This is a genomic window from Streptomyces sp. NPDC055189 (genome assembly GCF_053606765.1).
Window position 1 is genome coordinate 1 of the sequence record NZ_JBSGSG010000072.1, and the last position, 13,119, is coordinate 13,119.

The 13,119-nt window shown below is 70.5% G+C and carries 17 protein-coding genes; 5 read left to right on the forward strand and 12 right to left on the reverse strand.

Going from position 1 to position 13,119, the window contains the following annotated elements:
• Nucleotides 1-71 precede the first annotated feature (71 nt).
• Complete coding sequence (locus tag ACWFR3_RS34990; RefSeq protein WP_453738721.1) at nucleotides 72-497, reverse strand: SSI family serine proteinase inhibitor; 426 nt, start codon at nucleotides 495-497, stop codon at nucleotides 72-74.
• Nucleotides 498-770: 273 nt separating this feature from the next.
• Here ACWFR3_RS34990 and ACWFR3_RS34995 point away from each other — a divergent pair, with 273 nt between their 5' ends.
• Together ACWFR3_RS34995 and ACWFR3_RS35000 are read left to right on the forward strand one after the other, a co-directional pair.
• On the forward strand, nucleotides 771-1,499 hold the full coding sequence (locus ACWFR3_RS34995; protein ID WP_453738722.1) for a lysophospholipid acyltransferase family protein: 729 nt from the start codon (nucleotides 771-773) through the stop codon (nucleotides 1,497-1,499).
• Nucleotides 1,500-1,574: 75 nt separating this feature from the next.
• Entirely contained in the window at nucleotides 1,575-2,072 is a 498-nt protein-coding gene (locus ACWFR3_RS35000; RefSeq protein WP_453738723.1) for a YbaK/EbsC family protein, read from the forward strand.
• Between the two features lie 78 nt (nucleotides 2,073-2,150).
• Here ACWFR3_RS35000 and ACWFR3_RS35005 read toward each other — a convergent pair whose 3' ends face one another.
• Together ACWFR3_RS35005 and ACWFR3_RS35010 are read right to left on the reverse strand one after the other, a co-directional pair.
• Nucleotides 2,151-3,686 (reverse strand): alpha/beta hydrolase, encoded by a 1,536-nt coding sequence (locus ACWFR3_RS35005; protein ID WP_453738777.1) that lies wholly within the window; start codon nucleotides 3,684-3,686, stop codon nucleotides 2,151-2,153.
• A gap of 278 nt (nucleotides 3,687-3,964) precedes the next feature.
• Entirely contained in the window at nucleotides 3,965-4,150 is a 186-nt protein-coding gene (locus ACWFR3_RS35010) for a hypothetical protein (RefSeq protein ID WP_453738724.1), read from the reverse strand.
• A 111-nt stretch (nucleotides 4,151-4,261) separates the two neighbouring features.
• Between ACWFR3_RS35010 and ACWFR3_RS35015 the strand changes: the two genes are divergently transcribed.
• Entirely contained in the window at nucleotides 4,262-4,705 is a 444-nt protein-coding gene (locus tag ACWFR3_RS35015) for a HEAT repeat domain-containing protein (RefSeq protein ID WP_453738725.1), read from the forward strand.
• Between the two features lie 53 nt (nucleotides 4,706-4,758).
• Here ACWFR3_RS35015 and ACWFR3_RS35020 read toward each other — a convergent pair whose 3' ends face one another.
• From ACWFR3_RS35020 to ACWFR3_RS35050, 7 genes are all read right to left on the reverse strand, one after another.
• A complete protein-coding gene (locus tag ACWFR3_RS35020; RefSeq protein ID WP_453738726.1) occupies nucleotides 4,759-5,532 on the reverse strand; it encodes an urease accessory protein UreD in 774 nt (257 codons plus the stop codon).
• Nucleotides 5,529-6,212, reverse strand: coding sequence for an urease accessory protein UreG (gene ureG / locus ACWFR3_RS35025; RefSeq protein WP_453738727.1), 684 nt, complete (start codon nucleotides 6,210-6,212; stop codon nucleotides 5,529-5,531). Before ureG ends, ACWFR3_RS35020 begins: the two co-directional genes overlap by 4 nt.
• A gap of 80 nt (nucleotides 6,213-6,292) precedes the next feature.
• Nucleotides 6,293-6,967, reverse strand: a complete 675-nt coding sequence (locus tag ACWFR3_RS35030) for an urease accessory protein UreF (protein ID WP_453738728.1) — start codon at nucleotides 6,965-6,967, stop codon at nucleotides 6,293-6,295.
• 11 nt (nucleotides 6,968-6,978) lie between these two features.
• Complete coding sequence (locus tag ACWFR3_RS35035; protein WP_453738729.1) at nucleotides 6,979-8,700, reverse strand: urease subunit alpha; 1,722 nt, start codon at nucleotides 8,698-8,700, stop codon at nucleotides 6,979-6,981.
• On the reverse strand, nucleotides 8,693-9,022 hold the full coding sequence (locus ACWFR3_RS35040; protein ID WP_453738730.1) for an urease subunit beta: 330 nt from the start codon (nucleotides 9,020-9,022) through the stop codon (nucleotides 8,693-8,695). The genes ACWFR3_RS35035 and ACWFR3_RS35040 overlap by 8 nt, the downstream gene beginning before the upstream one ends.
• A 14-nt stretch (nucleotides 9,023-9,036) precedes the next feature.
• A complete protein-coding gene (locus ACWFR3_RS35045) occupies nucleotides 9,037-9,339 on the reverse strand; it encodes an urease subunit gamma (RefSeq protein ID WP_361184827.1) in 303 nt (100 codons plus the stop codon).
• Between the two features lie 326 nt (nucleotides 9,340-9,665).
• Complete coding sequence (locus tag ACWFR3_RS35050; RefSeq protein ID WP_453738731.1) at nucleotides 9,666-10,286, reverse strand: TetR/AcrR family transcriptional regulator; 621 nt, start codon at nucleotides 10,284-10,286, stop codon at nucleotides 9,666-9,668.
• A 173-nt stretch (nucleotides 10,287-10,459) separates the two neighbouring features.
• Between ACWFR3_RS35050 and ACWFR3_RS35055 the strand changes: the two genes are divergently transcribed.
• Nucleotides 10,460-11,470 (forward strand): ABC transporter permease, encoded by a 1,011-nt coding sequence (locus ACWFR3_RS35055; RefSeq protein ID WP_453738732.1) that lies wholly within the window; start codon nucleotides 10,460-10,462, stop codon nucleotides 11,468-11,470.
• Nucleotides 11,471-11,582: 112 nt separating this feature from the next.
• Here the strand turns inward: ACWFR3_RS35055 and ACWFR3_RS35060 are convergent, their stop codons facing one another.
• Together ACWFR3_RS35060 and ACWFR3_RS35065 are read right to left on the reverse strand one after the other, a co-directional pair.
• A complete protein-coding gene (locus tag ACWFR3_RS35060; protein ID WP_453738733.1) occupies nucleotides 11,583-11,912 on the reverse strand; it encodes a type II toxin-antitoxin system Phd/YefM family antitoxin in 330 nt (109 codons plus the stop codon).
• Nucleotides 11,913-12,022: 110 nt separating this feature from the next.
• Nucleotides 12,023-12,391, reverse strand: coding sequence for a helix-turn-helix transcriptional regulator (locus tag ACWFR3_RS35065; RefSeq protein WP_453738734.1), 369 nt, complete (start codon nucleotides 12,389-12,391; stop codon nucleotides 12,023-12,025).
• 133 nt (nucleotides 12,392-12,524) lie between these two features.
• Between ACWFR3_RS35065 and ACWFR3_RS35070 the strand changes: the two genes are divergently transcribed.
• Nucleotides 12,525-13,049 (forward strand): ANTAR domain-containing protein, encoded by a 525-nt coding sequence (locus tag ACWFR3_RS35070; RefSeq protein WP_453738735.1) that lies wholly within the window; start codon nucleotides 12,525-12,527, stop codon nucleotides 13,047-13,049.
• Nucleotides 13,050-13,119: the final 70 nt, after the last annotated feature.

Here is a 13,119-nt window from a genome sequence, read left to right on the forward strand (position 1 = left end):
CCCCCTGAGGGGTGCCGCGCGACAGCGAGGAAAAGCGCGGAACTACGCGGAAGGGCGTGGGACGGCGCCGGTCAGAAGCGGAAGACGGCGCCCGTCGAATGGCCCATCTCGCAGGCGTTGCCGTAGGTCTTCTGCCAGCTGACCGGCTTGCCGCGATAGGTGCCCGTGGCGCTCGCGGTGACCGGGGCGTACTGCTTGGTGCAGATCCCCTTCTTCGCCGGCAGCTTGTCGAAGTCGCCCTTCGCCGCGTCGATGGCCGCACAGGCCTCGGCCGTGTGCGGATGATGCCCGGGCTGCTTGGTCGTGCAGTCGATGAGCACGCCGCGGACCCAGGCGTTGTCGTCCCCGGTGACGGTGAGGAAGATGCCGGTCGACCGCGCCGGAGCCGCCCCGTCGGCCGCGTGGGCCGCGTGGGCGGGCGCTGCCACGGCGAGGGAGACCAACGCGGCGGCGGTGGCCGCGACCGGGCGCAGGCGGGACGTGGGACGGGAACTCATGGGGACCTCCTGGGAGGGGGACGTGCCGTGTAGGAGAGAGGCCAGGCCACCCCCGCGCGCGCCGCTCACCGGGCCGACACGCCGGACAGTCACCCGTACGAGTCCGGGACACGGTCCGTACGGGCGTTGTCGCTGCCGGCAGGACCGAGGCCGCCCGGCTTCGATCCCTTCTCCCGTCGGGATGTCGCACCTAAACTGACCGCTGCGCGCGAGGACCCGTGACCTGCGACGACGCAGCACCAAGGCCGGTCCACCTACGTCAAGGAGCAACGGGTGTTCTACTACCTGCTCAAGTACGTCGTCCTGGGGCCGCTGCTGCGGCTCATGTTCCGGCCGCGCATCGAGGGGCTCGAGCACATCCCGGAAACCGGCGCGGCGATCGTGGCGGGCAACCACCTCTCGTTCTCGGACCACTTCCTGATGCCCGCCATCATCAAGCGGCGGATCACCTTTCTCGCGAAGGCCGAGTACTTCACGGGGCCCGGCCTCAGGGGCCGCCTCACGGCCACGTTCTTCCGCAGCGCCGGGCAGATCCCGGTGGACCGCTCCGGCAAGGAGGCGGGCCAGGCCGCGATCCGCGAGGGCCTCGGCGTGCTGCGCAAGGGGGAGCTGCTCGGCATCTACCCCGAGGGCACCCGCTCGCACGACGGGCGCCTCTACAAGGGGAAGGTCGGCGTCGCCGCGATGGCGCTCAAGGCGCAGGCGCCGGTGATCCCGTGCGCGATGATCGGCACGTTCGAGGCGCAACCGCCGGGCCAGAAGGTGCCCAACTTCCAGAAGGTCTCCATCCGCTTCGGGGCCCCGCTGGACTTCTCGCGCTATGCGGGCATGGAGAACGAGAAGGCGGTCCTGCGCGCCGTCACCGACGAGATCATGTACGCCATCCTGGGGCTCTCCGGACAGGAGTACGTCGACAAGTACGCCGCGGTCGTGAAGGCGGAGGAGGCCGAGCGGGCCGCCGCGGCGAGCAGGCGCAAATTCCCCCGGATGCCGCTGAGTTGACGCTCTGACGTACGGTCCTGCTGATGGGCGGCGACGCACGGGCGACGCCGCTCCGCCAGCACACGGGAGACACGGATGAGCGAGCACGGCCTGTACACGAAGCTGATCGGGCTGCTTGAGGAGCGGGGCGCGGCGTTCCGCGTCATCGAGCACGAGGCCCAGGGCGCCACGGAGGCGGTCAGCGCGCTGCGGGGCAACACGCTCCAGCAGGCCGCCAAGTGCATCGTGGTGATGGTGAAGATCGGCAAGAAGACGAAGCGGTACGTGCTCGCGGTGGTGCCCGGCGACCGGCGCGTCGACCTGAACGCGGTCAAGCAGCTCCTCGGCGGCACGTACGCGGGCTTCGCCACGCAGGAGGCGGCCGAGCGGCTCGCGGGCAGCGTGAGCGGCACGATCCTGCCGTTCTCCTTCGACCCCGAACTGGAACTGGTCGTGGACCCGGCGCTGCTCACGCACGACGAACTCTTCTTCAACGCGGCCCGCCTCGACCGCTCGCTGGCGCTGCGGACCGCGGACTACGTGGCGATCGCGGAGCCGCGTACGGCAGGGATCGCGCAGGAGGCGGCGGCGTAGAAGACGGGGCGGACGCAGAAGAAGGGGGCACCGGACTTCTCCGGCGCCCCCTTCCTTCCAGTACCTAACCGCTGACTGCTACGGCTTGGGCGTGGCGTGCGGGGTGCAGGTCACGTCCTTGCTGTCCAGCTTGCCGGTCAGCAGGTAGGCGTCGACGCGGTCGTTGAGGCACGGGTTGACCAGGTTCGTGATGCCGTGCGAGCCGGCGTCCTTCTCCGTGATCAGACGCGAGCCCTTGAACCGCTTGTGCAGCTCGACGGCACCCTCGTACGGGGTGGCCGCGTCGCGGGTCGACTGCGCGATGAGGACGGGCGGCAGGCCCTTGCCGGTCTTGACCTCGACCGGCTCGTGCTGCTTGCTCTTCCAGGTGGCGCAGGGCAGGTTCATCCATGCGTTGGCCCAGGTCATGAACGGGTTGTCGCGGTGGATGCGGGTGTTGTCGCGGTCCCACTTCTTCCAGCTGGTGGGCCACTTGGCGTCCGCGCACTCGACGGCCGTGTAGACGGCGTTGCCGTTCTCCGATGCGATGTTGCCCGCGGTGTCCGACAGGTCGGGGCTGGCTGCCTCGATCAGCGGCTTGGCGTCACCGGCGACGTACTTGCTGAAGTTCGTCGCGATCTCCACCCAGGCGGAGTCGTAGTACGGAGCGCTCTGGAAGTAGGCGATGAGCTCGGCGGGGCCGACCACTCCGCCCAGGGGCTCCTTCTTCGCGGCGGCGCGCAGCTTGTCCCAGTTCTTGGCGACCTTCGCCGCCGAGTCCCCGAGGTGGAAGGTGGCGTCGTACTTGGCGACCCACTTCATCCAGTCCTTGAGGCGGATCTCGAAGGCGATGTCCTGGTCGAGGTTGGCCTCGTACCAGATCTTCTTCTTCGAGGGGTTGACCACCGAGTCGACGACCATACGGCGCACGTGCGACGGGAACAGCGTCCCGTAGACCGCGCCGAGGTAGGTGCCGTAGGAGACGCCGAGGAAGTTCAGCTTCTTCTCGCCGAGCGCGGCCCGGATGACGTCCAGGTCACGTGCGGTGTTCGGCGTGGTCATGTGCGGCAGCATGTCGCCGCTGCGCTCGGCGCAGCCGTCCGCGTACTCGGCGGCCAGCTTGCGCTGGGCGCGCTTGTCCGCCTCGGAGTCCGGCACCGGGTCGAGCTTGGGGGCCTTGACGAACTCCTGCGGGTCCACGCACGAGATGGGCGCCGAGTGGCCGACACCGCGCGGGTCGAAGCCCACGAAGTCGTAGGCCTTGGCCGTCTTCTCCCAGAGCTTGGCCTTGGTGGCCACGCGGTTGGGGAAGCGGAGCCCGGAACCGCCGGGGCCGCCGGGGTTGTAGACGAGCGCGCCCTGGCGCTCCTTCTTCGTCCCGGTGTTGCCGATGTGGTCCACGGCGAGCTTGATCTTCTTGCCGTTGGGCTTGGCGTAATCGACCGGGACGGTCACCCAGCCGCACGTGACGGCCTTGTCCAGCCCCCAGTCGGCGGGGCACGCCTGCCAGTCGATGCCTGCCTTGGCGGCACGCTGCGCGGCGAGCGCGACACCGCGCGCCTCGGAGCTGGTCCGCTGGCGGGCGTCAGCGCTGCCGCTCCCCTGACGGGCGTCCGCATTGGCGACCGGCGCCATGATCGCGCCCGCTATGAGCGAGCCCGTGATCAGCGTGCCGGCTGCGCCGAATGCTGTGGTGCGTCTCAACTGGTTCCTCCCCCTGTCGATTTACCTGTCGATTTTCGAACAGTAGGAGGATCCTGTCGGTCAACGGGTTCAGTGCGACAGACCGGGCAGGTGTTTCTTTACCAATCCGATAACCGGGTCGGGGGAACCGGTGAGCGGTTTGTCCGGGTGAGGAGCTCTGGCCCCTCGGGCACCAGGCCTCGCCCACGGGCGCCCACGTCGCGCTCGCCTCAGGCGGCGAGCCAAGCGCGCCGATGCCGTGCGACGGCGTACAGCGCATCGATCTCCCCGGCATCAAGCACCCCGCCGAGCGGGCCGAGCGCGGACACTTCCCGCTCGCGATACACGCGCACGGTGAACTGCGTTGCCGCCTTGGTCAGTTCCGTCACGCCGACGAACGCGATGACCGGTTGCACTTGAACCAGGACCCATGCCCGCGCGCGATGTCGAGTCTCAGTTGATGGTTGACGGGTCGGCGTCAGAAGTTGCTTGACGTCCGACCTGGACATCGTGGCTTACTGGCCGGCATGGCGGACCGTTTCCCTGAGATCACCTCCGTGGAGGAGTTCATCCGGCTGCGCGAGAGCGAGGACCCGGCGGAGTACGACCGCGCGGCGTGGGCGACCATGCCGGTGCCCGTCTGGTGGGACCTTGTGCGCAATCATCCCGGCATGCGTTTCTGGGCCGCGCACAACAGGACTGTGCCGTCGGAGATCCTGACCGAGCTGGTCAAGGACCCGGACTGGCGAGTCCGGGACCGGGTGGTCAGCAAGCGCCGTTGCCCGCCCGAGGTGCTGGACCAGTTGGTCGACGATCCGCATGACGGTGTGCGCAGGCTCGTCGCGGGCCACCCTCGCTCCTCGCGGTCGGCAGTGGAGCGATTGGTTGATGACCCGTGGCCGGTCATCGCGCAGGAAGCCCGCGCCCGGCTGGCCGACTGGCCGTCCATGCAGCCGCCCGGGCCTTCCTGACGCAGCGATCACCCGACGGAGCAGGGAACACCGCCGAGCGGTTATGACCGTGCTCAGGTGAGTGTGCGCAGCGCCTCGTCCAGAGTGCGGCGTACCCGCAGGGCGTCGGGGGCGATGGCTGTGACGAGCACGGCGGGGCCTGCGAGTGGAGTGAGTGCCGCCGCGTCGCCGAGCAGCGCCGGTCCGGGACGGCTGTGCTCGAACTCCGGGCGTACGACGACGAGCTGGCCGATGGCGCGGTTTCCCGCGAGGACGGCCGGGCCGTCCCAGCCGCCGGGGGCGCCGGGGCCGCAGGAGAGTTCCTGGTCAAGGAGGAGGCGGCCGGCGCGGCGCACCGTGAGGCGGCTGGTGAGGCGGCCCGCTTCTTCGCCGGTCCTGCCGAGCACCTGCTCCTCCCGCAGGACAAGGCTCGCCCCGGCGTCGAGCTCGGCCCGCGTGGTGACCCGCAGGTCGCTGTCGCGTACGGAGATCAACTGCTCCGGCAGCCAGGTCAGTTCCGCGTCGTCACCGACCGTGAGGCGTACGTCGTAGCGTGCCGGCTCCTTCGACTGCCCGGGCAGGGCCAGCGTGGCGGCGGCCGAGTTGATGTGCAGCCGGGCCCCGTCGCGGGCTGCGGCCTCGACGGTGAGGTGATCGCCCCCGAGGGGGCCGCTCATCGCTCCGACAAGGGTGACGCGGGCGCCGGGTACGGCCGACCGGGTGCGGCGCGGCACGATCGGCCCCTCGCCGTCGAGCACGGGCAGGACGGTGCCGCCCCGCCCGTCACCTCGCGCGGTGATACGGGCGGTGCCGCGCACCCCGGATGCCACGACGGTGTGCACGGTCATGCGGACGCGGTCCAGGCGGCGTACTGGGCGCGCGCCCAGGCGGCGACGGGGCCGACACCCACGTCCGACCGCAGCGACTGGAAGATCACGGGCAGCTCGGCGCGCTGGGCCTTGGCGTCCGCGGCCATCCCGGCGAGGTCGGAGCCGACGTACGGGGCGAGGTCGGTCTTGTTGACGACGAGCAGATCGGCGGTGGTGACGCCGGGGCCGCCCTTGCGCGGGATGTCGTCGCCGCCCGCGACGTCGATCACGAAGATCTGCGCGTCGACGAGGCCCTTGGAGAAGGTGGCGGTGAGGTTGTCCCCGCCGGACTCGACGAGGATCAGGTCCAGCGGCCCGACCTCGTCCTCCAGGTCCTCCACGGCCTCCAGGTTGGCGGAGATGTCGTCGCGGATCGCGGTGTGCGGGCAGGCGCCGGTCTCCACGGCGGTGATCCGCTCGGGCGGCAGTACGGCCTCGCGCAGCAGGAACTCGGCGTCCTCGCGGGTGTAGATGTCGTTCGTGACGACGGCGAGGGAAAGCTCGGCGCGCAGCTCCTTGCAGAGCGCGGCGACGGTGGCGGTCTTGCCGGAGCCGACGGGCCCGCCGAGGCCGATTCGCAGGGCGCGCCGACGGCCGTCGGGGCGGTGGGCGTCGGCGCTCACGGCCTTGGACTCGTCGTGGGAGTGGTCGAGGTGCATGGTGCGACTCCTATGGTTCAGCAGTTTGTTTCGCCCTGTGGGGCAGGGCTGGTGGCCGGTGCGGGGAGGGCCGAGCGCCTTTACGACGCGAACAACCTCGCGGGCCACGCGGCATGCGCTTCCGCCCCGATCTCGAGCAGCGGTGCGGACGCCGCGGGCAACGCGTCGACCCCCGCATCGAGGGCCTCCCGCGCCGCGTCCGCCGCTGCCCGGGCAACGATGTCGAGCTCGGGCGCAAGGCGGGCAAGAACGCCCGTCGCGTCGAACGGGTCGAGGCTCAGCAACCGCACGGTCGCCGTCGCGGGCCCGCTGACGCACTCGTACGCGGAGCAGTACGCGGCATCCTGCGCCCCGAGCCCCGCAGCACGGGCGGCGAGCCCGAGCACGACGGGCTGGTGCGCGCCCTTGGGCCGGGCGGCGGCCAGCTCGTCCAGCGAAGGGTCGGGCCACGCGGCCCGCGCGGCCCGCATCATCTGGCGCCCGAGCCGCCGCCCGGCGACCCGCAGCGCGGCCGAGGGTGTCCGTGCGTCGGCGGCCTCGTCGAGCTCCAGCGGATCGAGTCCGAGCGCGGCTGCCGCCGCCAGTGCGGCCGACACCAGCCCCGTGGTGTGCAGCCGCCCCCGGCAGAAGTCCTCCAGGTCGGCGGCCCCGGTGATGCGCCCCGCCTTGACGGCCTCCTCGGCCCCGCCGGAGTGCGCGTGCCCTCCGGCGGGAAACCGGCCGTCGGCCAGGACGAGTAGTGCGGCTTGCGACATAACGGCGCCCGTCAGAACAGGAAGTACCGCTGCGCGAGCGGCAGTTCGGCGGCGGGGGCCGGCTCGACGAGCTCACCGTCGATGGTGACGGCGAAGCTGTCGGGGGCGACCTCCACCCTCGGCAGGGCGTCGTTCTCGCGCATGTCCGCCTTGCTGCGTCCGCGCGTCGAGCGGATCGCGGTGAACTCCTTGGCCAGGCCGAGCCGTTCGGGCAGCCCGTCGTCGAGCGCCGACTGGGTGACGAAGTTGAAGGAGTTGAGCCCCGGCGCGGTCCCGTGCGCGCCGAACATGGGGCGCGGAAGGACGGGCTGCGGCGTGGGGATGGACGCGTTGGCGTCGCCCATCTGCGCGTACGCGATCTGCCCGCCCTTGATGACCAGCTGCGGCTTGACGCCGAAGAACACCGGGTCCCACAGCACCAGGTCGGCGAGCTTGCCGCTCTCAACCGAGCCGATCACGTGGTCGACGCCCTGTGCGACCGCCGCGTTGATCGTGTACTTGGCGACATATCGACGCGCGCGGCGGTTGTCCGCGCGGTTGTCCCCCGGCAGGAAGCCGCGCCGCCGCTTCATCACGTGCGCGGTCTGCCAGGTGCGCATGACGACCTCGCCGATGCGCCCCATGGCCTGCGAGTCCGACGACATGATCGAGATGGCGCCGATGTCGTGCAGGATGTCCTCGGCCCCGATGGTGGTGGGGCGGATGCGCGACTCGGCGAAGGCGAGGTCCTCGGGGACCGCCGCGTTGAGGTGGTGGCAGACCATCAGCATGTCGAGGTGTTCCTCGATGGTGTTGACGGTGTGCGGCCGGGTCGGGTTGGTGGAGCTGGGCAGCATGTTCGGCAGGGAGACCGCCGTGATCATGTCCGGGGCGTGCCCGCCGCCCGCGCCCTCGACGTGGAAGGCGTGCAGCGTGCGGCCCGCGACGGCGCCGAACGTGTCGCCGACGAAGCCCGCTTCGTTGAGCGTGTCGGTGTGGACGGCGAGCTGGGCTCCCGTGTCCTCGCAGACGTTCAGGCAGGCGTCGATGGTGGCGGGCGTCGCGCCCCAGTCCTCGTGGATCTTGAAGCTGACGGCACCGGCCCGCAGTTGGGCGTGCATGGACTCGCTGGAGACCGTGTTGCCCTTGCCCAGGAAGCCGATGTTGACCGGGCTCGACTCCATCGCCGCGAACATCCGGGCCAGGTGCCACGCGCCGGGGGTGATGGTGGTGGCCTTGCTGCCCTCGGCCGGTCCCGTCCCGCCGCCGATGAGCGTGGTGACGCCGGAGGCGAGCGCCTCGTCGACGATGGTCGGCGAGATGAAGTGGATGTGGGTGTCGATGCCGCCGGCGGTGAGGATCTTGCCGTTGCCCGCGATGACTTCGGTCTCGGGGCCGATGACGAGATCGGGGTGCACGCCGTCCATCGTGTCCGGGTTGCCGGACTTGCCGATGCCGGTGATGCGGCCGTCGCGTATGCCGACGTCGGCCTTGACGATGCCCCAGTGATCGATGATCACGGCGCCGGTGATGACGGTGTCGGGGGCTCCTTCGGCGCGCGTCAGGCGCGACTGGCCCATCGACTCGCGGATGACCTTGCCGCCGCCGAACACCGACTCGTCGCCGGAGAGTCCGGGGCCGCCGGAGCGGTCCTCCTCGATCTCGACGAGCAGGTCGGTGTCGGCGAGCCGGATCCGGTCGCCCGTGGTGGGGCCGAACAGGTCGGCGTACGCGGCGCGGGACAGCTCAGGCATCGAGGGGACCTCCGGTCTCGCCACGGAGACCGGGCACGATGCGCAGACCGGCCAGGGGGACGAGTTCGACGTCGACGGGGATTCCGGGCTCGAAGCGCACCGCGGTGCCCGCCGGGATGTTGAGCCGCTTGCCGTGCGCGGCGGCGCGGTCGAAGTCGAGACCGGGGTTGGCCTCGGCGAAGTGGTAGTGGGAGCCGACCTGGACGGGGCGGTCGGCGGCGTTGAGGACGGTGAGGGGGGTGACCTCGCGGCCTGTGTTGTAGGCGATGGGTTCGTCGGCGAAGAGGATCTCGCCGGGGACGACGGGCTGCGCGGGACTCATCTGGCCGGCCCCCGTCAGACGATCGGGTCGTGGACGGTGACGAGCTTGGTGCCGTCCGGGAAGGTGGCCTCGACCTGGACGTCGTGGATCATCTCGGGGATGCCGCTCATGACGTCGTCGCGGGTGAGCACCTTGCGCCCCGAGGACATCAGTTCGGCGACGGTGCGGCCGTCGCGGGCGCCTTCGAGAATGTGGGACGTGATGAGCGCGATCGCCTCGGGGTGATTGAGCTGCAGCCCCCGCGCCCTTCGCTTCTCGGCCACGTCCGCGGCCACATGGATGAGCAGTCTCTCCTGCTCGTGCGGGGTCAGTTGCACGCGTCCCACCTCACAGTCCTCGCTCCGGACCGTGCGGGGTCCGGCTGCCGCGGCCACCGCGACGGATATAGATGTAACACACAGGCAGTACGCTCGATCTTGCGCACCCCGGTTACGAAAACCCCTGGTGGCGTGGCATTGCAGGCTAGTTGGGAGGAGTTTCAACGAGGTTAACCAGCGCTTGACCGCTTCATGACCATCAGCTGGGGTTCCCCATACCTGCCGGTACCCGCGGGGCTGGTTCGGCCATTTCCGTCAGCCCGGGTTCAGTCACTCGAGCCAGCTCGGACTCGTCCACTCCCGTCAGCTCGGGCCGACCACTTCCGTCAGCCGGGCTCGCTCATGCTCATCAGGCCGCGCAGCCCGTCCTGCAACGCCTCGATCGGAACCTCGTCGAACAGCGCGAGCTGGGCGGCGAACCCCTGGGCCGCGGCGATCATCACCCGCGCCACATGGTCGGCCGGGACGTCGGCACGCATCATGCCTGCCGCCTGATATCCCTCGACGATCTTCACCCAGGCCACCCGCACCTTGGCGTAGCCCTCGTTCATCACGGCGGCGAGCTCTTCGTTGCGCAAAGTCTCCGCCCACACCTGGACGATCAGACGCGGGAAGTACGAGACCTCCCCCTCCAGGACGCCGGGCTTGCGACTGAGCACCTGGGACAGCGCACGCCCGACCAGCTCGTCCGGCGGTGGCGGCGGGGTCTCCTCGGCGGCCGCCTCGAAGGTCGCCTGGATCCACTCGAGGACCTCGCCGACGATCGCCCCGATCAGCTCCTCCTTGCCCCGGAAGTAGCGGTAGACCGCTCCGGCCGAGAGGCCGACCTCCTTGAGCACGTCCTGCATCGAGGTGGCGTGGAAGCCATTGCGGGCGAAGCAGAGGGCGGCGCCGTCGATGATCTGGCGGCGACGTGCGTCTAGGTGCTCCTGGGATACGCGGGCCATACCGCCAAAAGTAAAACGAACATTCATTCTTGACAAGCGGCCGCGCCGGGCGGACAGTAAGGACATCCCGTAAAACGAACGATCCTTCTCTTTGAATCCGACCGCAAGCCTCCCGATCGTCGAGCCCTCGGACCGTCAAACCTTCCGACCATCAAGCCCAAGGAGCTCAGCTCATGTCCACGCCGGTCACCACCCCGCCTCCGCAGGGCCGCCGCATGGTGGCGGTGGCCATCCTGGTCTCCGCGCTGGTAGCCCTCGCCCTGTGGGCCTTCGCATGGCCCGCCACCAGGACCGCCCCGCGCGACCTCCCGCTCGGCGTCGCGGGGCCCGCCACGGCGACGGCTCCCCTCCAGGCTCAACTCAAGGAGAAGGAGGGCGCGTTCGAGATCCATCGGTACGCCGATGAAGCCGGGGCCCGCGACGCGATCGAGGACCGGGAGGTGTACGGGGCGGTCGTCGTCACGCCGCAGGGAATGGAGCTGCTCACCGCGACGGCGGCGAGCCCCGTGGTCGCCCAGCTTCTGGAGCGGGCGGTGGCAGGCCAGGCGCCGGAGGGCGCCCGGGTGACCACCACCGATGTCGTGTCCGCACCCGCGGCCGACCCGCGCGGCGCCGCCCTCGGCGCCAGCGTCCTGCCGCTCGCGATCGCGGGCGTCGCGGCCGGTGCGATCGTGACGCTGCTCGGCCTGCGCGGCATCCGAGCGGTGGCCTCTCTCGTACTGGCCGCCGCACTGGTCGGCGTGGTCGCCGCAGCCCTGACGCACAGCTGGCTCGGCGTGCTGACGGGCAACTGGTGGGCGGAGGCCGGAGTGCTGAGCCTCTCGACGCTCGCGGTCGGCGCCACCGTCGCCGGGTGTGCCGCTCTCCTCGGTCCTGCGGGCATCGGAGTCGGCGCACTGGCCATGGTCCTGCTCGGCAACCCCTTCTCCGGGGTGACGTCCGCGCCGCAACTCCTGCCCGAACCGGTCGGATTCATCGGCCAGTTGCTGCCGCCCGGCGCCGGAGGAACCCTGCTGCGCTCGGTGTCCTTCTTCGACGGCGCACGCGTCACGGCTCCGTTGGTCACCCTTGCCGTCTGGGCCCTGGTCGGCCTGACGGCCGTGCTGCTCGGCGCACTGCGCCGTCATCCCGCTCCGGTGCGCGACGAGGCTCCGGCCACGAGGGAAGCGGTTCCGGTCGCCTGACCCGGCGGCAGGCGCAGACAGCCGTACACCCCTGCTGTAGCGGACGGGGGTGTACGGCCTTCTCTGTCTTCTGTGCCTTCTCTGCGCTCAACTGCCTTAGGGCTTAGAACGGCTAGGACGGGTTGGGGCCCCGGTGTTCGGCGGCGATGCCGAAACGGTGCCGCTCCCCCGGTCCCGACGACGGGGACGACGGGGAGCGCAACGACGAGACGGAGCTGACCACCTGCTCCTGCTCCTGCCCCTCGCTCTCGTGCGCGACCGAGTGCGATTCCGCGTCCGCGTCCGGCAACTTCTCTAGTCGTTCCAGGTCGGCGGCGGAGACAAGGGCCACGAGCGGCTTGCCGTGACGGGTGACGACCACCCGCTCAGCGCCGTAGACGACGCGGTTGATCAGCTCGGCGAGCTCTGCACGGGCTTGCGTCACCGGAATCTCGTAGGCCATGCTCCCCAGCTTAACCGCCGCCCCGCACGGCCATCCGGCACGCGCGAAACGGATACGCCGCAGGTCAGAGGGGGAACAGTCGGCACTGCGGCGCCAGGCACCCGGTCATGTCACGCGCCGGCTTCCTGATCGCGGGCGCGTGGCGCCTCCTGCAACCGCCGGGGCGTATCACCGCGTTCGACGTCGTGCTGGGCCAGGAGCGTCAGCAGTTCCGCCACCGCGAGTCCCGAGTCGGCGGGGTGGCGCAGGATGGTGCCCGCTTCGATGCGGTACGTGTTGGACCTGCCCTGGCGCGTGTGAGACAGATACCCGCCCCCCTCCAGATCGGAAACGATCTTCTGTACGGCACGCTCGGTGAGGCGGCAGCGCGCGGCGATGTCCCGGATGCGGGTGGCGGGGTCGTCGGCGATCGCGGCCAGCACGCGGGCGTGGTTGGTGAGGAACGTCCAACCGCTGTGTGGTTCAGGTACTGCACCCATCACCCCACGATAGGGCGTTTGATTCACGCATTCAAAAGGACGAACAACGTTTCCGGTATCTCTTGACGGGTGAGCCTTGTCGGCCCGACGCTGAGTGAGGTGATGACGCACGGATGCCTACGGAGTGGCCGCCATGACAGAACGTGCACTTCCTGCGCAGCTCGCGGAGGACAGCGAAGCCGCCCCCACCGCGTCCCCCGGCTCGCCGGCCGAGAACCTGCGCGCGCTGCTGCCCGTCGAGGCGCCCCGCACCGGTGCCCGGCCGGGCACGCCGACCAGTGCCGACAGTGCGTACGGTGCGGACACCCCGGACACCTCGAACACCTCGGACATCGACGACGAGCAGAACCCGCACGCCCGGGCCGAGCAGGCCCCGGACGACGAACTCCTCCAGCTGCGGCGGGCCATGCGGACGCGACCAGTCATCGACATGGCGCGCGGCGTCCTGATGGCCTCCTTCGGCCTGAACGCCGAGGACGCCTGGAGCGTCCTGGTCTCGGTCTCCCAGAACACCAACACCAAACTGCACGCCGTGGCCGACGACCTGGTCAGTGCCGTCACGGGCGGAGAGATCCCGCCGCCTTTCCGACGGCAACTGGCCGCGACGGTCGCCCGCCTCCAGACGCCGCCGGCTCCGTCCGGCGCCGACGAGGGATGAGCCCGAAGCGACCGACGGGCCGCGGCTCAGTGCCTCGGCGCAGTACCGCGGCGCAGTACCGCGGCGCAGC